The sequence below is a fragment of the Blautia intestinalis genome, assembly GCF_014297355.1.
GTDB lineage: Bacteria > Bacillota > Clostridia > Lachnospirales > Lachnospiraceae > Blautia_A > Blautia_A intestinalis.
The window spans coordinates 52,755-73,593 of sequence record NZ_JACOQE010000002.1 but is presented as its reverse complement, the minus strand read 5'-3'; the positions used below and the strand labels follow the sequence as shown (position 1 = coordinate 73,593).

Sequence of the window (20,839 nt, the reverse complement as noted above, 5' to 3'; positions counted from 1 at the left end):
TCACACCTCCAGTATAAGCACATTGGTCACTGCTGCAGAATACTCTTTCCATTCCTCTATTTTCTTTTCAAGGAATCCTCTTCCCTGTCTGGTAAGGCTATAATACTTTCTGGTCTTTCCAGCTACATCCTGTTCATATACTGTCAGGAGTCCTTTCTCTTCCAGGCTGTGCAGCAATGGATAAAGAGTTCCTGCCTTCAGCTCAAATACATTCTGAGATTTTTGCCTCAGTGTGTCGATCATCTCATATCCATACATATCCTTTTCAGACAAAAGTTTCATTACAAGCATTGCCATACTTCCTGAAACCAATGCTCTTTCAATAGCCATCTGGTCCACCCCCTTCTTAGAATAAGCTATATGTCGACGTTCTATATATCGGTTGTCTATATAATAGATTATTTTACGTTATTTGTCAATATATCAATAAGATTTATCAAAAATTTTATATTTTATATCTAATTTTTGATTATCCGCATAGATACTATACTTTCACGTATTTTGAAGTATAGAAAAACTATAGAAAATCATTCATTATACCACGATTTGCATTGTAGAACAAATGTTTTTTTATTTTGCAATTCATCTCCCACCTGTAGAGGAAGGAGAATTCTTGCTATATATTCTGTTAAATACCTTACGGCTGGACATGCTCTACGGAAAAGGCTTCCTTGCAATCCTCCCAATGCGTATTGTAAAGAACTTGATCATGTGGCCAACTGATTACATATATTTGAAAATATATAATCTTAGTGATATCAAATAAAAAACGCGAATATTCCAGTGCTTAATAAGCCACTGATATTCGCGTTTCTTATTATCCTAACCACTTGAAAGATGGATAGTATCTTACAATAGCTTTCCCCACAAGCTGGTCAAATCGCACGAATTTGTTTTTCCATGAACGTGAATCCTTCGAATCATTCCGGTTGTCACCAAGCATGAAATAACTGTTTTCCGGAACTGTATATGGACCATAACTTCCGATCATTTTCTCCGGAATGAAAGAGTCATCCAATGGAGTGGGTGAACCATCAATGTAAACTTTCCCATCCTTAATTTCCACTACCTCTCCCGGCAGTCCGATCACTCTTTTGATAAAAAGACGGCTTTCATCATCTGGGTATTTGAATATTACAATATCAAATCGCTCCGGGTCCTTGAACTTTTCAGAAATTTCATAACCGAACAGATTAAGATTAATTCCATACGCAAGCCGAAAGCCGAAAAGGCGGTCTTTCACCATAAGTGTTTTTTCCATGGAGGGTGAAGGGATTTTTGCGTTAATCAAAACAACATTATTGATAACCAGAGTAATTGCCACTACTATTACAATCAATTTCACATAGCCTAACAGTTCACGCCAGATTTTCATGCTCTCCACCTCACCGTTCTTCATTATTCATATATCTGAACAATCTTTTGTCATATTTTGCTTCCCGGTACCAGCCAATTCCGATCATGACCACGCCTAATACAATGGTAACCGTTCTGACCATTGTATCAGCTGAAAACAGGCAGGAAATTACAATTCCAGTTCCTGCACCTGTAAAAAAGTCAATAACAGACTTTTCCCGTTTCAATGATCCAAGCACTCTTTCTTTATCCATGGTTTTTACCATTTTGACATCTTCCTTTATTAAGACATCGAGAGAAATATCAAAACGGTTGCTGATGTCTATGAGAATCTGCAGATCCGGATAGCTCTTTTCATTTTCCCAATTAGACACAGTCTGTCTGGTAACATGAAATATTTTTCCAAATTCCTCCTGGGTCAGTCCCTTTTCTTTTCGTATTTTTAGTATCTGCGTTCCAATATTCATATTGCTCTGCTCCTGTTCTTCCAATCGGTTTTGCTTTCTCACTTGGATTATATAAAAATTTCTGCCAAATGAAAAGCAATTTACCTTTTACAGCGAAAAAACAGGTATGCAAAGCTTCTTTGACATGGGATTTTTGAAAACAGATTCACGTTTCTCTACTTAATCTGAATCCTTATTTTATCCCCGACAGGTGTCCAGCCGGATTCTGCAGTGATTTCACCTGTAGCTCCATCATAATATGCGCTTTCTTCGGTTCCGTAATCTTCATCCGTTTTATCTGCTGCGTCGGTATTTTCTTTCTGGTCTGTATCGTCTTGAAGCCTTACTTCTGTGGGAGCATCTGCCCCTCCGATAATTTGAGTTTCAACCTGATCCTCTGTCAACGGATTTTTCGTATATTTATATTTTTACCGTCTCATAACCAACTCTCTCACTTCGAACATGTAGCAAAAAATCTATCATACCAGATAAGGAATGTCAAGACTGTCCAGATTTTACGGCTGTTATCTGCCTTTTTCTCTTTATGGTCTTTCAGAAGCTGAAGCAGTTCCTCTGTATGAAAAAATTCTTCTGCTTCTTTCGAGGTAAATAACTCCTTTACCATCTGATACCAGTCATCCTGCCGTAGCCACACACGGATTGGAATTGGAAAACCAAGTTTCTTACGTTCATCGGTTTCCTGTGGTATGAATTGGGAAACAGCTTTACGGAAAATATATTTGGTTGTACCCGCTGCAATCTTGGCTTCTTTCGGAAGCTTTGCTGCAAAGTCAAAAACTTCTTTATCCAGAAATGGTACCCTGACTTCCAATGAATGTGCCATGCTCATTTTATCTGCTTTCTGCAAAATATCGCCAGGAAGCCAGTAGCTCAGATCTACAGACTGCATTTTTTCCATGTCTTGAAGTAATCCTCTGTTTTCTGACTCAAGTTCTTCAAAAAATGGTCTTAAATATTCCTGTGTGGAAGGTCCTGTTACTTTATTTTTCAAAATCTGCGCTTTCTCTTTTTCACGGTAAATATATGCATTTCCGATGAAACGTTCTTCCACTTTCATTCCTGCACGGATAAGGAAATCTCGTCCCTTCACATCCGGCAGCTTTGCAGCCAGTTTTCCAATTACACGTCTGACGCCAAATGGAATCCAGTCAATTTTTTTCAAAGATTCCGGTTCTCTGTAAATATTATATCCACCGAAAAGCTCGTCTGCTCCTTCTCCGGAAAGAACAACCTTGACATGACCTGCAGCCTCTTTTGAGAGAAAATAGAGTGCAACGGCGGAAGCATCCCCAAGGGGCTCATCCATATGATACATAACATCTGGAAGGGCATCCCAGAATTCCTGCTTGGATATGATTTTCACATGGTGTTTCAAACCTGCTTTTTCTGCCACTTTGGCAGCTTTGTTTACTTCACTATATCGGTCTCCCTCATCGAATCCCACTGTAAATGCCTGATCTGCACCAGAGGAAGAAGCCAGATAACCGGAATCCACTCCCCCGGATAAAAACGCGCCGACTTCCACATCACTTAACATATGGTGCTCCACTGAATCCTTTAAATTCTCTGCAAGCTCATTCCGCAGCTGCTCCATATTCGTCTTACGGTCCCATTGGCCTGGTGCAAGCTTTGTTTTGAAATAAGTCTTTATCTCATAGTTTCCGTTTTTATATAAAAGCATATGACCTGGCATAAGCTTATAAATCCCCCTGAAAAAAGTTTCTTCCAGAGGGGAATATTGAAATGACAAATACTGCTCCAGTGCCTTCTGATTTACTTTCCTTTCATAGCCTGGAAATGCAAGGATACTCTTAATTTCAGAAGCAAATACAAAGTGTCCATCTATTTCGGCATAGTACACAGGCTTAATTCCGAAGAAATCCCTTGCAAGCATCAAACTCTGCTCCTGTTCATTCCATACAGCAAACCCAAACATTCCCCTGAGCTTATTCAGTGCCTTCTCCCCATACAGCTGAATAGTATTTATCAGAACCTCCGTGTCAGAATGAGTACAGAAAGAAATGCCGAAAGCCTCAAGTTCTGCCCGCAGTTCCTTATAATCATAGATTTCTCCATTAAAAACAATATGAAGGTTTCCGTCCGCACTTTCCATAGGCTGCTGCCCATCTTCTAAATCAATAATACTAAGTCTTCGAAAGCCCAGCGTGATCTTCTCCCTGCAAAAAGAGCCCTCACTATCCGGGCCCCTATGCTCAATGGCTTTCATCATCCTTTCAATTACTGTCTTCTGATCCTGTCTGTAACCTGTAAATCCACAGATTCCGCACATTTTATCCTCCGTATCTATTTGATGTAGTTTATATGCTGCAACAACTTTTTTACCACAAGTGAATCCCACATGGTCACATCGTAATCATAGTGGTCTGTGAGTCTGCGCCTCAGCTTGTGTTTTCCCTTCTTTTTCTACTTTTGTAGAAATCATCTCTAATTCTACATCTGTAGAATTAGAAAGTCAATCTTATTTTCTACAATTGTAGAATCTATGTCATATATTTGATTACCCGTCATGACATACCCCAATGACTCAGATCTTACAGATTTTCAAACGGTGTGAATGCCTCACTACTGATAAAATGAAAAGCCGGAAAAACGGTCTTTTGTTACAGAGCCATTTTTCCGACTGTATGGTTACCTATATTTAGTCAACTACCCATCACCTAAAGGTAATGGGCTTGGCAGACTTGGCCAAAAAGAACCGATATCAGTCTTGCAAAGACCTTGTATCGGTTCTTTTTGTATTTTCTCATTATCTAATTATGGGAGGATTTTTCTGTATCACCGAAAAAACTTTTATTCCCGCACTTCAAGCCACTGGTCAATGTTCCCAAAATGTACTGCCTGCAGGTTATCTACATCAACCAGTTGCGGGAAGCTGTTTCTGATGATCATGACACCATTTTCCTTATCCTGTTTTTCTCCACCGCCAGCGATGCCTCCCATGGTCCTATCAAGTGTTAAAACCGTTCCATCTTTATAACGCACCTGGTCAATACTAGTTCTGGCATAAAGATCCATGCCATAATCCGTACCTGTGTACTCAAACTTGTTTTTCTCATCTTCATACACCTTCATAGCTTCATCATAATCAAGATATAATGACCATAAAAGGGGCGTTACTTCCATTTTTTTCACTGTGATTTCATAACCTCCAAAATCACATTTCCGGTTCACTTCCAGAGTTGTCGGAGGCTTTACTGCACCCAGGGTCCATTTAAAATCCCATGTTCCATCTGTAATAACAGTCGTATCATAATCTCCTTCCTCCGTAAGATTCTTTAATGTGATTTCTACTGTTTTATTACTCAGATCATAATCACCGTCATAAGATATACAGGCGTTAAAATATTTAAGATGTGCAGAATTTTGATCTGTTTTCAGTAACACATCCTGTCCTACCCCAGTATTGAAACTTCCAAATCTGTTATCGTCCACTGCATATACTTCCTTTCCATCGATCTTAAAATGTGTCATCTCCTCAAAAGAAGTATGATCAGTCATAGAAATACTGTCATCTGTTTTCACTTCAAAAAAAGCATACAGGAATCCCTGATCCTGAATAGAATCTGTCAGGGTAACCGTCACACCATTTTGTGTTACAGACTGGTCTATATTCTGAATATAGGTTGATTCCTGCAGTGTCTTCTGCTGTTCTTCCGATGGCTCCAGTCTTTTCACCAGGTAATTATTCCATTTAAAGAACTCTTTTGCAGCCACAGTAACAGCCATACCAGTACAGATTACTGCTGCTGCAATCAATAATCGGCCACTGATTTTTTTTCTTTTGTATTTTTTATCAGCTGAATCCGCCTGTTCAATCTGTTTTAGTGTATCTTCAAATTTATTATGAAAATCCTGTGGTACTTCCGGTGCGATATTATTCCATTTGTTCTCTAACATGACATTTTCCCCTTTCCTGTTATTCTTTTTAATTGCTTGCTGTTTTTCCCAGTTGCCGGTCTTTTCTCTTCTTCGGATAACTGCACCTTCAAAAACTCTCTTGCACGTGAAAGTCTGCTTTTGATCGTTCCTTCCGGAATATCCAGAGCCTCACTGATCTCTTTCAAGGAAAATCCTTCTAAATAATACAATGTTACCAAAACCCTCAGATCCTCCGGAAGTTCCATAATCGCCATATACAAATGACTGTATCTGTCCTCCTCAGTCATTTTCATATTGTCCATATATTCTTCATATGGAATAACATTTTTTCTTTTCCGAAGAATCCCTTTGCATTCATTGATCAATATCCTTGTGATCCATGTTCGGAAATATTTTTCTTTCTTTAAAGTGGAAAGTTTTTCATATGCCTTAAGAATTGTTTCCTGCACAGCATCCCCACAATCAGAGTCATTCTTCAGAATGGACTTCGATATATGATACAGCATGGCTTCTGCATCCCGAACCTCCTTAATAAATACATCTTTTGTCATAACTTTGTCTTCTCCTTTTGTCCAGCTGGATTACTATTCATGTTTACTTTTACACTAATTAGATGCATCGGAAAGGAAATCGGTTCTCATAAAAGTATTTTTTTCCGTTGGCTCTTCTATTGCCAACGAAATATCCGATTTTTTAATCTCTGTTCTGTTTGTGTTTATATTTTTTATGTAATTCCGTAATATATTCCTCAAGCTTCTCTTTGTCTTGCTCTCCACAAGCAACTAAACCAAAATACTGCTTAGATCGATCCTATATGCTTTCGCTGTTTTCTGACCCAGTTTCTCTGTATATGTGCAATAATTCCAGAAACGGTGCTATTTTATCCGGTAGTCTCATTTTTCGTTCTCCCCTACGTTTGCGGTAATCCCTGTTACCATTGTTCTTAGCAAACTCTAGTATACAGGTAAATCCACGTTGCTACAAATGTGGGGTCACTTCATATTATCTAAAACATATTTCGATAAGTCAAAATTACAATTTTCACACTTTAATTGATATAATATTCAATAACTAAACAAGGAGGCCATTTAACCATGAATAATGTAAAAATTCTATGTATCGCAGGCAGTATCGTACTCGGTAGTATATTGCTATCCGGACAAGCTTTTGGCAAAGCCCCCTCAGATCTAATCACCCTTTCCGCCCCTAAGGAGCCTGAGGGGCAATATGTATCTTATGATATAGATGGTTCCGGCTCTTATTATGATAGTGATTCAGATATAACTTACTATTTTGTCAAGGGGATTGTCACTTCTTATTCTAATCATGCAAAAACCTTTTCGCTGACTTCTGACGCCGGTGAAACTTATGAGTTACCGGCAGATACGGATATTAATATAACCGACTATCTCAACACAGAAGCACATATATGGTACTCAGAAGACTCTCAAAAAAACTTAAAATTACTTGCGTTCTCTCCTCAAATTTTTTGGGAACATATTAATGAGCTGGAATCAGATGAACAAATTCTGGATGGTGCCACAGAAATTGATGGGACTCTTTCAAAATATATCTCTTTCTGGTTAACAGAAGATAAAATAGATGTTACTCTCTTATTTGTTGAGGACAACGATGGAAACACTCATATATATGCAGAGGATAACACCAAAACAATCGAAGACTATATCAAGTTATATGAAGATATGCATTTAAATTCTCAAGTATATGATGATTTTAATGTTGCATATCTTATATCAGAAGCATCATCTTGACTTACCCAAATGTCTGGTTGAGAACCTGATGTTTTTTACATCAAACATATCATATATTTTAAATGCCGCAGCCAATATTTTCAAAGGCTGCGGCATTTTTGACTTAATTTTTCTTTCAAACATGTTGCTTCTTCTTTTGACTGCTGCAAATATGTTTATGTCACAAATTCAAGCAATAATTCAGCACTTACTATTTATGTAAAAAATCATTTCAGAAATTGATATATTTTTTCTTTTCTCTGTTTACATATTGACGGCTAAAGTGTAAGAAAGATGCGATTTCACTATCTGACCACCCTAAAATCAAGTATTTTAAAATATCCCTTTGGTTTGAAGTCATTTTTAAGGTTATATTTTTCAGATCAAATGCTAATTCCACAGATGAATAATCCGCTCTATAGCTTTCTTGTAAATCACCTTCATTATCCATATATGCACATTCGTATTTTTCTTTTTTTAAGTTTTTTTTGCATATGATTTTACTAAAGGTTCCATTATGCAAAGTAAGCTTTGCATATATTTTGAATCATTTTTCGCCTGTATAACCAAATCTTTATATTCCTGCATCATATACCCTTTTATTTTTTAAAGAGTATCTGGGCATAAAAATGTAAACTTATTTTTTGTTCAGAATCAAAGGTTTCTTATATCTATAAAAAAAGGAATATTGTATTTAAACAATATTCCCCAGACTGTAGACAAACTTGGTGTTGGGTGTTATACCCAGCACCAAGTTTGTCTACAGTCTGAGGCGCTGCATATGCAGTGCCTTTTCCGAGAAAATCTAATATTCACTGGGAGGGGTATCTTCAAAATCTTCGTTTTCCGATTCACTCACATCAGGTACATATTCGTCGGCCATTTTCTGCGCTTCCTCTAATGTACTGGAAGGTAAATATTCCTCCCCATCACTCGTAAGCATGATTACTATATTAACGTTATTCTGACTATAATACTCCAGGTCAACATTCAGTCCGGATCGTACAGCACTCCCATTAGCTATATTCAGGACGGCGTTTTCTATATTAAAAACCATATTATAATAATTTCCTGATTCGCCCACTTCTACTGTTATCGTATTTTCATCGGAATACAGAATATTACCAGTGATATATTGGGTATCATAAGTTTCTTCCTGTGCAGATTCCTGATCTGCGGGATCTCCCTGGCTTTGGTAAATTTCCGCTTCTGCGTTATTTCCAGACTGTTGATTCTGCACACTGTCTCCTGGATTTGCTGCCACAGCTGTGGGCGTTGGCTTCCTGGTAACAGCCGTAGTAAGATTTGGAATAAACTTTACAGCATCCTTACCACTTTCGCTTTCCGTTTGCGCGGATTCGTTGCTTCCTGACAATTCACATCCTGTCAGGGTCACCGTGATACCTGTCAATATCACAAAAAACACTTTCAGAATCTTTTTTCTCATTTTTTTATCCTTTCTTTTTTACTGGTAGTGTCAAATTACTACCTGATTTTTATTGTTTAAACCTTGATTTTATGGGAGTTCGCAATAAAAAGAGCAATGACCTCTTTTTTGGTATAATGCAATCACCACAAGCAACACTACCAAAGGAGACATTGCTCATGGACATTATACTCTATTTACTTCAATTCATTCAATACCAACATAAACAAATTTGCTGGCTTATTAACCTTATCTGTAGATATATCCCTCTTAAGCAGTGGGCTTTCGATGATTCCCATTCTCCAAAGTACCAGAAGTTTAAGATTGATGAACTTCCCAAAGTCATATCCTATCAGCAGGACTGGAACTGGAAAGACCTTATCTCTTACTACCAGCAACGCTACCACAAGACCATTCGCCCTATATTTCGTCGAGTTGAGTGCGATATACCCAAACACTGCACTTGCCCTGCCTGTGATGTGCCTGTGGACTATCTGATGTGGAACGATGGCAGGAAGAAAAGTCAGGTTCTATGCAAGGTCTGCCAAACGCTTTTTTCTCCAACCAAAGATAATCGTTTTTCCAAAAACACCGTCTTGAGATGTCCTCATTGCAACCACAGCCTGGTGCATAAGAAAGACCATAAACACTTTATCATCCACAAATGTGTGAATCCCAAATGCCCTTACTATCTCCACAACTTGAAGAAAGTGGATAAGAAACATCTGGACGAAGACTATGGCAAAAACAAATACAAACTCCACTATATCTACCATGAATTTACGATAGATTTCTTTAAACTGGACTTAAACTCCCTGACGAAGAACGCTTCTTCCCTAAAATTCACCAAGTTTGATTCCAACACCATGTCCTTATGCCTAACTCTTCACGTAAATCTTGGTCTATCTCTTAGAAAAACGAAACAGGCTCTCAAAGATCTGTACAACATCGATATCTCACACCAGAGCATTGCTAACTACTGCAAATCCGCCGCTATGTGTATCAAACCCTTTGTTGTCAACTATGACTACGGAACTGGCAAGGTATTTACTGCTGATGAAACCTACATCAAAATCCGTGGTGTAAAAGCTTATATCTGGTTCATCATGGATGCTTCCAAACGTTCCATCATTGGCAATCAAGTCTCTGATAACCGCGGCGTTGGTCCCTGCATTCTAGCCATGCGAATGGCTTTCCGGCACTTGAAAAAGCTTCCTGAAAACTTCCACTTTATTGCAGATGGTTACAGCGCCTATCCATTAGCTGCACAACAGTTTTTCCGTGAGTTCGGTGATAAGTTTAAGTTTGATATCACTCAAGTAATTGGACTTACCAACGACGATGAAGTATCAAGAGTATTCCGACCATACAAACAGATGATCGAAAGATTAAACCGTACATACAAGGTTTCTTACAGACCTACAAACGGCTTTGATAACATCGACGGTGCCAACTATGACCTGGCTCTATGGGTCGCCTACTACAACTTTCTCAGACCTCACAAGCACGCAGGATGCAAAGTTCTAAATAAAGTAGAGATGTTGGAAGGTGCAGAAAATATGCCAGGTAAATGGCAACTGTTGATTTTCCTTGGTCAGCAAACTATCTTAAATCTACAAAATCAGGCATCTGCATAACTGGAGCGGAACCGTTGTCAGGAGAACCGTGGAATACCGCAGCACCTGTGGTGCGAGGATATGCCGCGAAAGTCTCTTGACATAATGCTCATGTACAGTAAAGAAGCAAACAACCGAAAACAAGAGATAGACCGCCAGCACCACACTATTCCGAACCAAAGAGCAAACGACAAGCACCATGGAAATGTGTATAACTTGCTATTCCGTTATGGAAAAGTCCGTTCACAGAACATGGAAAAGCTAAAGAGCAGCTTTCCCACATTCTGCAAACGGACTTTCCCACAACTCCATAAGATAGCAAGTTATGCACATTACGCACAGTGCCGACTGCTGCGGAAGCCCTCTCATTTCATTATCTATTCAAGAAAATAAATTATGAATTTTTTCTTAACACTACTGCGGTAGTGTTGACAACCGATTAAGAAAGGTGTAATGTGTAATCAAGCAGAAACTACTGCGGTCTTGTGGAAAGGAGGAAACAAATGGATATTAAACTTTTCGATTCAGAATTGAAAGTAATGTGTGTGCTTTGGAACGAGGGCGACACCACTGCAAAACACATATCCGACGTTCTGAAAAAAGAAATTGGCTGGAACATGAATACTACCTACACACTGATAAAAAGGTGTATCAAAAAAGGGGCGATTGAACGTTCCGAGCCTAATTTCATGTGCCATGCCCTTATTCCCAAAGAAGAAGTACAGGAAGCGGAAACAAAAGAATTGGTTGACAAGATTTATGACGGTTCAGTTGACAAACTGTTTGCAGCCCTGTTAGGCAGAAAAAAGCTTTCCGCTGAACAGATTCAGAAGCTCAAGCAGATTGTGGAAGATTTGGAATGAGGTGGTGTAAATGAATTTACTGCAAATGAGCTTTTCGGGGGCTGCTTTCATTACTGCGGTAGTGATTATCCGTGCGGTGGCAATCAATAAACTGCCGAAAAAGACTTTTCTTGTTTTATGGGAATTGGTGATATTAAGACTGCTTATCCCGTTTTCGATTCCGTCAATGTTTAGTGTTTATACGTTGGTAACTCATAGCATATCTTCTACAACATTGCCGGAAGCTGGAACAGATTACAACATTCCCACTATGCAAGGGCTGTTTGTTACGACACAGGGAGCAGAACAGCCGCCAGAGAATATTTTATCATCTGTTTCCATGTGGTTTATTGTATGGTGTGCAGGAATAATACTTATCGCATTGTTTTTTGTAATATCCTATTTGCGTTGTCTGATTGAATTTCGGACAGCTTTACCCGTCCACAACCATTATGTAGAAAAGTGGCTGGCGGAACGCCCATTGAAACGTCCAATTTTGGTAAAGCAATCTGATAGGATTTCCGCCCCATTAACTTATGGCATTTTCCGTCCTGTTATTTTGGTGCCGAAAAAAATGGACTGGAAAAATGAAAAACAACTGCAATATGTCCTCTCACATGAATATGTGCATATTTATCGCTATGATACTGTAACAAAGCTGATTGCGACACTTGCCCTTTGTATTCATTGGTTCAACCCCTTTGTGTGGGTGATGTATATTCTTTTTAACCGTGATATAGAACTGGCTTGTGATGAAAGCGTCATACGACAATTTGGAGAAAAATCAAAATCTGCCTATTCGCTAATGCTTATCAACATGGAAGCAACGAAAAGTGGGCTATTGCCATTTTGTAACAGCTTTAGTAAAAATGCTATCGAAGAAAGGATAACTGCTATTATGAAAACAAAAAAAACAACTATTTTTTCGCTGGTACTGGCGTGTCTGATTGTTGTCGGGGTAGCTACAGCATTTGCAACTTCCGCCCAAGCTAATAATAATCCAATTTTTGAAGAACAGGAGTACAAACCAATACATGCTTCCGAGAATGCTTCAGATTACGATACGGCGGCAGAACTGCCCGGCGGTAATATTGACTATGGGATATATGAAGAATATGGATTGATTTATGATAAGAATAGCAAGTGCTACACTTACAAGGGAAATGTTGTCCGATTTTTTAATGACCCAGTGGGCGGCGCAAGTTTTACCAATTTCTTTACGGGAACAGTGGATATTGAAGCGGAACGGGATACAAACGATAAACTTATTGGTATTCGGGAATGCACAAAAGAAGTTTATGACAGGCATACAGAAAAGTATGAAAATTCAGGACTTAAATCAATGCCCGCTGGCACTTCTACAGAAAATGGAGATATGATTAGAAATCATGAATCTTACAGCATGGAATCTGGAGATAAGACAGAAAACATGAATACGCTCCAAGATTATGAATCCTATGGCATAGTTTATCACCCAAAAGATGGGTATTGGTACTACAACGACCAGATAATTGGTATATTCATTGATACTAAAAAACCCATCATCTATTTTAATAACAGTGGCAGTATATATCTTTCCATTGCTGAAAATAGTGAAAATGGAGTTATGGAGATTAAGGAAATTTCCGAAGCGGAAGCACAAAAACTTTTACGGGATAATAATTCGGGCAATTCTGCTTCATTCACAGTAGAAACCTTGAAATAACAAGTGTCTTATAAACCATACGCCGTATTATGTGGGAGAAAGGGGGAACTATTTATGCCTTGCACAGAAGCATATAAGGAGCATATCGAGTACACCTTTAATGCCTTTTGCAGAGTTGTCATACACTATGCAGCAATCAACGCATGGCGTGACAGGGATAAACGGCGGCAAAGGGAAATATCCTTTGAATATCTCACAGAAGAAAAGTTTTATCCATTTTGTACGTCAGACACATATTTCATAGACCCTTACAAGCAATACCCTGTTACGATATGCGGTCAGAGGGTTATCCTCACAAATGGAAATCTTGCCGAAGCCCTGTCCTCTCTGCCAGAGAAAAAGAGGGAAATCATTTACCTTTATTTTTTCGGGCGTTACACACAGCAGGAAATCGGGGAACTGTACGGACGCTGCCGGAGTACGGCGTGGCATCACATACACAGTGCCTTGCAAATGCTGCATGAAGAAATGGAGGTGCTTTTCCATGAGGAATCCTAAACTTGTACCGTATGAAACCATTGTCCGGGCGACCAGCGGAGAGCCGGAAGCCATTGACGAGGTTTTGCGGAACTTTCGGCAGACTACGAAGCCGAGCAAAAGGAACTGAAAGAGAAAGCCGCCGCCTTGCAGAGCGAGCTTTCCAAGACGCTGGAAGCCACGGCAAACGCTGAAAAGTTTATGAAAGTAGTACGCAAGTACACCAGCTTTGAGGAACTCACCCCTACCCTGCTGCGGGAGTTTGTGGAGAAAATCGTAATCCATGAATCGGAAGCACTGGACGGGAAACGGCGGGGGAAGCTCCGCAGACAGGAAATCGAAATCTATTACTCTTTTGTCGGCAAGGTAGAGCTGCCCGACTAAAGCCCGACCCGTCCGGCAGTCAGCCGGACAGGGAACGGCAAAATTTTTTACACTTCTTTTACTTCTTTATCTCACATGAGCAAAGGTTCACGGATTATCCTATTTCAGCAGAAAAGGGGGCAACTGCGCCCTTTTCCTGCCTTCCGGCGAGGATGGGTTCGGGCAAAGCCCGAATCTGGGTCAAGGGACGAGTCCCTTGCGGGTACTTAGGGCAGCGCCCTAAGCCCTCGGAGAGCTTATTGTTATCAATATCTACAATTTTCAAGGTTCGTTTGAGCCTTATTTTTGGGCTCAGTTTTTTCATAAATCATTTGACACTATCACGTTTTTTAATTCTCCGTATCATACTACTATTTCACCAGAATATTTTCAGAAATTTTATATACAAAAAAGACAGGGTATAGAAATATAACTTACCCCGTCTGTAGTTGCTTCATGAAATATTTTATTTGTTCTCACCAATATTTTATGCTTTTAAAAACTCTTCTATCGCCGTTAAAAACTCCTTTGCCCTATCAGCCTGTTCACGGGCATCTTCAAATGATACTACAAAAAAATCGGCATAGTCCGTATTGTTTCTAATCTGAAATGCCTGACTCAAATATTTTGAATATTTCTTTTCGAATTTTTGTGTTTTAATATACTCTCGCTGGAAATAGGAAATTACTCCTGCATGTTTTGAATAATCAACGCCATCTTTTGCAAGCAATGCGCGAACTGCAGTAAACATGGCATAATAAGATCTTCCGATAGAATCTTTATAACTTTTCGATGCAAGCAATACTTCTGCTGAATTTAAACGCTCTCTTGCACTTTCCAGTCGATATTTTATCAGTTCCCTTCGATTATCAGGCACTAATTACCACTCCTTCCTGTGAAATGTTACGATAATATGGAAGAATTGTCTGGTATTGTTTAAACTCTTCATACGGAATTACGGTCGGAGAAAGAATTGTATCGTACTCTAACTCCAGCTCGCAAGAGAAATCCCATACCTTTTTCAACTGCTGCTGCAATGTTTTCCTGTCACCATGCACGATTGCAACAACATCTACATCTGAATCCGTATGATAATCTCCTCTTGCATAAGAGCCGTATAAAATTACCTGAACAAGATTTTCTCCATATACTGAGCGATAAATCTGTGTCAACTTTTGTAAAATACTATTCAGTTCATTTTTTGTGCACATATCATCCCTCCTGTTTTCTGGCATCTTTTTGCCTACAAGAATCAAAGCACTTGTCATCCATCATTTCAATGTTTCTATAATAATTTTAACTCAAATAAGCGAAAATCACAAGCAAATGTCCTATTTTTGCTTTTGGCTTTTTACAATAAAAAAAGGCAGTAACACCCTTTTGGCCAGGATATTACCGCCCTTTCACACTTTAAATACTGCGTATTCTCTAATTGAAGCCCTGCTTCATTCCCCGCAATCCATTTTCATACTGTATTCTTGAAAAATACCAGATTTTACCCTGGATTTTTCTACAGATATGATTTTCAAATAAATAGCATTCACTGCACAATTCTGGATTATCCCGTCTCCATCCGCTTTTTTCCAGAAATTCCTCTACATCTTCATATACTTCAATGCAGCTTTCTGCAAGCAGTATTTTTTCCACCTCCTGCTCCTTCAGATAAAGTCCAAATTCTTTGGCAAGCAGAACTCTGAATCCATAGCGGACCAGTGAATTTCCCCGTATTTCATTTAGATTAATTTCCAAACCTTCACCCCTTTGATTTTTTTACAAAAAGATCATCTACTTTCATGACCGTATTACCATTACCTGTCCGCTTTTTATTCTTTGGTTTTTGAACAGCCCCATTTACAGTCAGTGGTTCTTGCACATCATTTTCTTTTATCGGATTCTCATTTTTTTCCAATGGATCCGAAGCTTCATATACCTGCTCATCCAGTATCTGAAATTCCTGCTGCTGTTTTTCCCACTTTCGATACCAGTTCGGAATATGATCCACAACCTTTTCCATCTTCAGTTTTCCGGCATCTGCATGTTCCGTATAATCCATTTTTTTAAACCGAAGCACATTGTGTCCTCGGATGATCAGGATTCCCTGATCCAGCGGATAACGAAGGATCTCATCTGGCAAAAGGAGCTGCCGTTTTCCAATGGAACGTGATTCCGAATATTCCGGCACATAATCTGTGGCACGGATCGTAAAAAAGTTCTTTCGGATAGAAGCAACTGAAACTGTAATCTCACCGGTCCGGTCACTGTAGTAGGTAGCGGTTGTCATATCATTACAGCCAAGAAAGATCGAGAAATCACAGCCGCCAAGGATCTCTTCCCACTGGTTATCCGGATAACGGTTCTGAAGCTGTGGAATATTCTGAAACAGGATGCTCATGCCTATCCGCCGGGATCTGGCCGTAGCCAGTTTCTTTTTAAAATCCGGAACAACACCGATATTTGGAAATTCATCCAGTATAAAACTTACCGGTACTGGTAGGACACGTTCTTCCGTTCTGTCAGCCAGGCGAACCAGCTTGATACTTAAAAATGATGTAAACAGTGTAGCAAGCATATCGTATGTAGAATCCTGATCCGAAGTAATACAAAAATACGCACACTTTTGCTTTCCCGGCAGTGACAGGTCTATATCTGTATGGCTCGTAATCTGCTGCACCATCTTATTCTGCAAAATCTGCAGACGGGTTCCAAGACCAAGCACAGCATTTCCTTTTACTTTTTCTGCCTTGGAAAATAACTGATAGGGACCTTTTGCCGGATGATCCGTTGGAAGCCTTTCAAAAATGGAATCCAGCATTTCCACACTTTTATTGAGCAATAATTTATAAGCTTCCGGAAAAGTTTTCTGCTCTTGTGGATACTCTTCAAAAACATATAAGCACAGAGCTTTTAAGAGATCCATTTCCACATTGTCATAAAAATGATCAAACTTATCCGTTGTGTTACGAATCACGACATCACAGAACACATCAATCAGCTCCCCGTCTTCAATCTCTGCGAGACAGTTCCATGCATCTGAATGGGTAAGCTGAATCAGATTCAGCTGCTTTACAACATATCCCTCTTCTTTGAGATACGCACAAAGATCCTCATAAAGTTCTGATTTTGGATCCGTAATATACATACTCTCACCCCTGCGCACACACTGTAATGCCATCACTCTTGCGAAAGCCCTGGATTTCATGGAACCTTGCGAACCGCATACCGCGATATTTCGGTTCAGTCTTGAATCCACCGGAAGACTTAATATATTTCCATTAGACAACTCCCTTCCGAAAATAATCCCCTTTATATGCTCCATTCCACGGTCTGCCTGCAGTATCTCTTTTTGTTCCTGTGTTCCCATAAATCCTGCCGTTCCATAAGTTCCCTGATCCGAAATCTCAAAATTCCGTTCATCATGCAATGGATTGTCTTTTCCTCGCCAGATTACCAGTACCGTTAAAGCCAAAAGCAGTACCACGGCTGCCATTGACCATTTTCTTCCTGACGAAGTACCACACCCTGCATACAGACATTGCAGAGGACTTAAGCATACTTCTGATCTGGAAAACAAGATTTCAAAAAAGCCTCCCACATATGCTGCTAACAAAACCATTCCGCATCCGGTCACGATTTTTTTCCAGTTTTCTGTTCTCAATCCGTTTCCTCCATTTCTCTTCTGGTTTCTTCTGCCAGATGGAAATGATAGCGGTTCCCGTAGTAGCTGTTTATTGTATTGACAGAATTGTATAATGCAGTCAGGAGCACCGCTCGGATATTTCTGGCCTTTGTGCTGGTATCATCCATACTCTGAAGCACGAATTCGACATGATCCTTCGTAAGCTTCGCAAACTGTGCTTTCACAATCTCTATATCTTTTTCCTCACGGTTAATCCGAAGTTTAGGTGCTGTAGAAACCATTACATCCAGAATAAGTCCCAGGATTTCTTCAACTCTTCTGTCATATGGATGATCGTTTTTTAACGCATCATAAGAAATCTGTATCCGAATCGCACGCTCCACAGCCTGATAGGAACAGAGTGGATACTCTATGTCTGTATTCTCTTCCGTAATCTCTGTATTTGTATCCCCTTCAAAAGAGAGATATGCCTCGTTTGACTGTGATATCCTGTCACATCCTGATGTGGCACCTCTCTCTTTGTGTGGTGACAGCTCTCCCTTTAAGAAGTGATACCCTGCATCTGACAGATTTTCCGGATAAGTCAGTTGTATCAGGACATCTACATTCAGCTCCAGAAACAGCACGTTTGAGTTCCGCATTCCTCCTTTCCTGACAGTTCGAAAAACTCTTCTCACAACTCCTATTTTCTCCAGTTCAACTACCGCGTTCACAGCTTCTCTTTTTGAGATTCCAAACTGATCTGCAAGCTGCTGGTAATTTCTCTGTAAAATATCTGCTTTGAATTTCTTTCTGAATCCACATAATTGTCCCGTTAATTCATCTCGGATTTCCACCGGCCGATACCAATACACAACATCTGACAAAATAATGATTGCTGTCAGATTGGGTTTCCCATTATCTCTGGTAATTGTACGATACCACGCTGCCGGGATTACATTTCCGGTAAACTGCAGCCGACACATCCGGTCCACAATCGGACTGCCTGTTGAATGAAAAGGATTCGCCATCTTGCAGCCACCTCCATCGACCAAGATCATTCTCCTAGGTCATTTATAAGGTATTTCATTACATTTTCTGCATTGAGCTCATAAATGATCACCTTCTCTCCCAAATATTCTCTTATTGTTTCCGCCTGATAATCCATGCACACAATACTTACTGACGGTCTCCATAAGAGTTCCTGTTTAATACGGCATAATTGACGCATTTCTAAATCATAGCCTAAATATACAGGGTTCTGGGAAATCTTGAAAGCAAAAACTGCTTTAGCTTTTCTCTTTTCTGCTTCTCTGTCAGCAGGATAATCTGCAATATTCCCTCTTGGCACATGGGAATATAATAATATTGATCATAAATATCATCCGGCCGAAACAGATCCTTTTTTATGCCTCCATCACTTTCCAGAAGCTTTAACAATACTTTTATGTTTTGTCCTACAATAAGCGCATCCGCTCTGCTGTTATATCCGCCCTTTAAGAGCATTCGCTCTGTCCAGGTACGCATGGAACATTCCATTTTTTTCGCCCATTTCATATTTCGATCCATGGTATTGTAAACAACTAACGCAGTATCCCCGGATAAAAGCATCCCACATGATCTGGAACCCCTGATTGCTTCCGACATTCCTTTAAATTCCAGACTGCCATAATAAAACGCTTTTCCCCGATCTCTCACGAACCCTTTATCCATATCTGGTTTATGGTTCCGCAAGATCTCTATACCCGCCTTCCAGAAGAAGACCCATACCTCGCTCATTCGATACAGCCGCATTCTTTTTTCTGGTTCACTTTTCACATGCCCCGTCTGCCCGGAACCGGAAATAAAAAAAGAGAGTTCTTTTTCATATTCTGAAAGAAGATAATTTCTGCCTTTTTCTAATAAAACGTATCCTCTATATCCATCCTTGCATCTCAAAGAAATATATCTTTCTTTTTTTAATCTTGTAATCAGGGCAGCAGTATATGAAATCGAGCCAGTCACGTATTGTCCTAAATAAGTCGGCATTTCACCCGACATCGCTATAATAATCAATAATTTATCCTGTTGTCTTTTCAATTATTTTCCCCTCGTTGAAAAAGCAAAAATACCCTATCTGTTGAATACCTGGGTACATAACCTGGCAATTTTGTTCAGATTTTTGCTTATTTTATGCCTTATCAGATATTCTTTTCCCATGTAGAATCCCCATGCAATTTACTCATGATTTTTTTCGATACCTGTTTCTTTGCCAAAATCAGAAATCCACGCTGGAAATTTGCTGCTGTCCATCACATATAACAGTGTACGGTCTTCCTCGCCCATACGTGTCACATGACAGGTATTCGTGTATAATCCACTATCTGACCGCAGGAAAAAATTTGTAATAATATCCTGCACATGTTTTTCTTCATAATTGTCATGATCTCTCACTCTTGCAAGCGGAAGTGTTTCATCATAAACATGTACAAAACAAATCGTACAATTTGTATATGTCGGAATTTCCAGCTTCTCCTCCGCTCTCTGCATGCACCAATTTCGAAAAGCGGTATGCAATGGTTTATAAAGATAATCCGTATAACAATCTTTCCGGTGAGGGATCAGGACGGGAGCAGATACCCGAAGAATCTCATCCTTCTTTAATTGTAATCCCTGAATACAACAACAATAAAAACAAATCACAATATCTTCTTCCCTGACAAACTTGTTCGAATATCTTTATTTCATCCTGTTCAAGATAATTTTTTTCAAACAGTTGTTTATGTTCAGAATATATTTTAATTTCTTGTATTGGATTATATGACACAGATCCGTTTTCCCATGCTCTATGAAAAATTTTCCGTAACATATTAACAATCTGTCGACATGTGCTCCATAAATATTCCTGCTGCAATTTATTGATAACAGATTGTACTTTTGCTGGTGTCACTTCGTTTAATGGCATGTTTGTCAAATATTGACTGAGGATTCTATAATGATAATCATAATTTTTCAATGAATCTTCTTGAATATGTCCTGCCCATTCTATTCTCAGCATACTATAAATTTCATCTATTCCACATAAACCAACGTCTTTCTGTTTTTTACTATATTTCTTGTGCAATGTCCTTGCTTCAGATGCTGTTTTTACATAAAAGCTTTTAGAAACTCCATTTCTATATATTCTTACCTCATAGCGTCTATCTTTGCGTTGATGAATTTCTCTTCCAAGTTCTGTTCCTTTCAAATCTTTTCCCATCCGAATGTCTCCTGTCATTTTTGATTAAATTACCCCTTCATAATAAAAGAATAATAAATTCCATAAAATTCTGTAAAAAAAT

22 protein-coding genes and 2 pseudogenes are annotated in these 20,839 nt (G+C 39.2%); 7 read left to right on the top strand and 17 right to left on the bottom strand.

Features of this window, described 5'->3' with window-relative positions; genetic code table 11:
* The 7 genes from H8Z79_RS04420 to H8Z79_RS04390 all read right to left on the bottom strand — a co-directional run bounded on the left by H8Z79_RS04420 (position 1) and on the right by H8Z79_RS04390 (position 6,274).
* Positions 1-330 carry a PadR family transcriptional regulator gene (locus H8Z79_RS04420; RefSeq protein ID WP_055066334.1) on the bottom strand — a complete coding sequence of 110 codons (330 nt, stop codon included), beginning with the start codon at positions 328-330 and terminating at the stop codon, positions 1-3.
* A 487-nt stretch (positions 331-817) separates the two neighbouring features.
* Positions 818-1,375, bottom strand: a complete 558-nt coding sequence (lepB, locus tag H8Z79_RS04415; RefSeq protein WP_055066335.1) for a signal peptidase I — start codon at positions 1,373-1,375, stop codon at positions 818-820.
* Positions 1,376-1,385: 10 nt separating this feature from the next.
* Complete coding sequence (locus H8Z79_RS04410; protein WP_070100277.1) at positions 1,386-1,823, bottom strand: helix-turn-helix transcriptional regulator; 438 nt, start codon at positions 1,821-1,823, stop codon at positions 1,386-1,388.
* Positions 1,824-1,978: 155 nt separating this feature from the next.
* Positions 1,979-2,206, bottom strand: coding sequence for a hypothetical protein (locus tag H8Z79_RS04405; RefSeq protein ID WP_118039441.1), 228 nt, complete (start codon positions 2,204-2,206; stop codon positions 1,979-1,981).
* 47 nt (positions 2,207-2,253) lie between these two features.
* A complete protein-coding gene (asnB, locus tag H8Z79_RS04400) occupies positions 2,254-4,113 on the bottom strand; it encodes an asparagine synthase (glutamine-hydrolyzing) (protein ID WP_118039442.1) in 1,860 nt (619 codons plus the stop codon).
* Positions 4,114-4,634: 521 nt separating this feature from the next.
* The gene (locus H8Z79_RS04395; RefSeq protein ID WP_055065703.1) at positions 4,635-5,741 is read right to left on the bottom strand and encodes a DUF4179 domain-containing protein; all 1,107 of its coding nucleotides are present in this window, start codon (positions 5,739-5,741) and stop codon (positions 4,635-4,637) included.
* Entirely contained in the window at positions 5,735-6,274 is a 540-nt protein-coding gene (locus H8Z79_RS04390) for an RNA polymerase sigma factor (protein ID WP_092070500.1), read from the bottom strand. Before H8Z79_RS04390 ends, H8Z79_RS04395 begins: the two co-directional genes overlap by 7 nt.
* 543 nt (positions 6,275-6,817) lie before the next feature.
* On the opposite strand from H8Z79_RS04390, the gene H8Z79_RS04385 reads away from it, so the two are divergent.
* Complete coding sequence (locus H8Z79_RS04385) at positions 6,818-7,495, top strand: hypothetical protein (protein ID WP_005424139.1); 678 nt, start codon at positions 6,818-6,820, stop codon at positions 7,493-7,495.
* Between the two features lie 211 nt (positions 7,496-7,706).
* Here the strand turns inward: H8Z79_RS04385 and H8Z79_RS04380 are convergent, their stop codons facing one another.
* Both H8Z79_RS04380 and H8Z79_RS04375 read right to left on the bottom strand, forming a co-directional pair.
* The gene (locus tag H8Z79_RS04380) at positions 7,707-7,925 is read right to left on the bottom strand and encodes a helix-turn-helix domain-containing protein (RefSeq protein ID WP_005424142.1); all 219 of its coding nucleotides are present in this window, start codon (positions 7,923-7,925) and stop codon (positions 7,707-7,709) included.
* 354 nt (positions 7,926-8,279) lie between these two features.
* Positions 8,280-8,921, bottom strand: a complete 642-nt coding sequence (locus tag H8Z79_RS04375; RefSeq protein ID WP_005424144.1) for a hypothetical protein — start codon at positions 8,919-8,921, stop codon at positions 8,280-8,282.
* 158 nt (positions 8,922-9,079) lie between these two features.
* Between H8Z79_RS04375 and H8Z79_RS04370 the strand changes: the two genes are divergently transcribed.
* From H8Z79_RS04370 to H8Z79_RS04345, 6 genes and pseudogenes are all read left to right on the top strand, one after another.
* The gene (locus H8Z79_RS04370) at positions 9,080-10,537 is read left to right on the top strand and encodes a DDE-type integrase/transposase/recombinase (protein WP_118039443.1); all 1,458 of its coding nucleotides are present in this window, start codon (positions 9,080-9,082) and stop codon (positions 10,535-10,537) included.
* Between the two features lie 482 nt (positions 10,538-11,019).
* A complete protein-coding gene (locus tag H8Z79_RS04365) occupies positions 11,020-11,379 on the top strand; it encodes a BlaI/MecI/CopY family transcriptional regulator (protein WP_008704785.1) in 360 nt (119 codons plus the stop codon).
* A gap of 10 nt (positions 11,380-11,389) precedes the next feature.
* On the top strand, positions 11,390-13,063 hold the full coding sequence (locus tag H8Z79_RS04360) for a M56 family metallopeptidase (protein WP_020993729.1): 1,674 nt from the start codon (positions 11,390-11,392) through the stop codon (positions 13,061-13,063).
* 54 nt (positions 13,064-13,117) lie between these two features.
* A complete protein-coding gene (locus H8Z79_RS04355; protein WP_008704783.1) occupies positions 13,118-13,561 on the top strand; it encodes an RNA polymerase sigma factor in 444 nt (147 codons plus the stop codon).
* Positions 13,548-13,637, top strand: a pseudogene (locus tag H8Z79_RS04350) (helix-turn-helix domain-containing protein); the annotation flags it as partial. The gene H8Z79_RS04355 and the pseudogene H8Z79_RS04350, both read left to right, overlap by 14 nt.
* Positions 13,625-13,924, top strand: a pseudogene (locus tag H8Z79_RS04345) (DUF4368 domain-containing protein); the annotation flags it as partial. The pseudogenes H8Z79_RS04350 and H8Z79_RS04345, both read left to right, overlap by 13 nt.
* 466 nt (positions 13,925-14,390) lie before the next feature.
* On the opposite strand, the gene H8Z79_RS04340 reads toward H8Z79_RS04345, so the two are convergent.
* From H8Z79_RS04340 to H8Z79_RS04305, 8 genes are all read right to left on the bottom strand, one after another.
* A complete protein-coding gene (locus H8Z79_RS04340; protein WP_022388711.1) occupies positions 14,391-14,780 on the bottom strand; it encodes a HEPN domain-containing protein in 390 nt (129 codons plus the stop codon).
* Entirely contained in the window at positions 14,773-15,114 is a 342-nt protein-coding gene (locus tag H8Z79_RS04335; protein ID WP_022388712.1) for a nucleotidyltransferase domain-containing protein, read from the bottom strand. The genes H8Z79_RS04340 and H8Z79_RS04335 overlap by 8 nt, the downstream gene beginning before the upstream one ends.
* Before the next feature lie 217 nt (positions 15,115-15,331).
* Positions 15,332-15,652 (bottom strand): hypothetical protein, encoded by a 321-nt coding sequence (locus H8Z79_RS04330; RefSeq protein ID WP_117592288.1) that lies wholly within the window; start codon positions 15,650-15,652, stop codon positions 15,332-15,334.
* A gap of 4 nt (positions 15,653-15,656) precedes the next feature.
* Positions 15,657-17,558: a VirD4-like conjugal transfer protein, CD1115 family gene (locus H8Z79_RS04325; RefSeq protein WP_330607521.1), complete on the bottom strand. Its 1,902-nt coding sequence runs from the start codon at positions 17,556-17,558 to the stop codon at positions 15,657-15,659.
* Positions 17,555-18,550 carry a DUF6017 domain-containing protein gene (locus tag H8Z79_RS04320; protein ID WP_117627843.1) on the bottom strand — a complete coding sequence of 332 codons (996 nt, stop codon included), beginning with the start codon at positions 18,548-18,550 and terminating at the stop codon, positions 17,555-17,557. The genes H8Z79_RS04325 and H8Z79_RS04320 overlap by 4 nt, the downstream gene beginning before the upstream one ends.
* Before the next feature lie 214 nt (positions 18,551-18,764).
* On the bottom strand, positions 18,765-19,598 hold the full coding sequence (locus H8Z79_RS04315; protein ID WP_118039445.1) for a hypothetical protein: 834 nt from the start codon (positions 19,596-19,598) through the stop codon (positions 18,765-18,767).
* 138 nt (positions 19,599-19,736) lie between these two features.
* A complete protein-coding gene (locus H8Z79_RS04310; RefSeq protein ID WP_243023216.1) occupies positions 19,737-20,201 on the bottom strand; it encodes a DUF6100 family protein in 465 nt (154 codons plus the stop codon).
* Positions 20,149-20,757, bottom strand: a complete 609-nt coding sequence (locus tag H8Z79_RS04305; RefSeq protein WP_015542796.1) for a phage integrase SAM-like domain-containing protein — start codon at positions 20,755-20,757, stop codon at positions 20,149-20,151. Before H8Z79_RS04305 ends, H8Z79_RS04310 begins: the two co-directional genes overlap by 53 nt.
* Positions 20,758-20,839 lie beyond the last annotated feature (82 nt).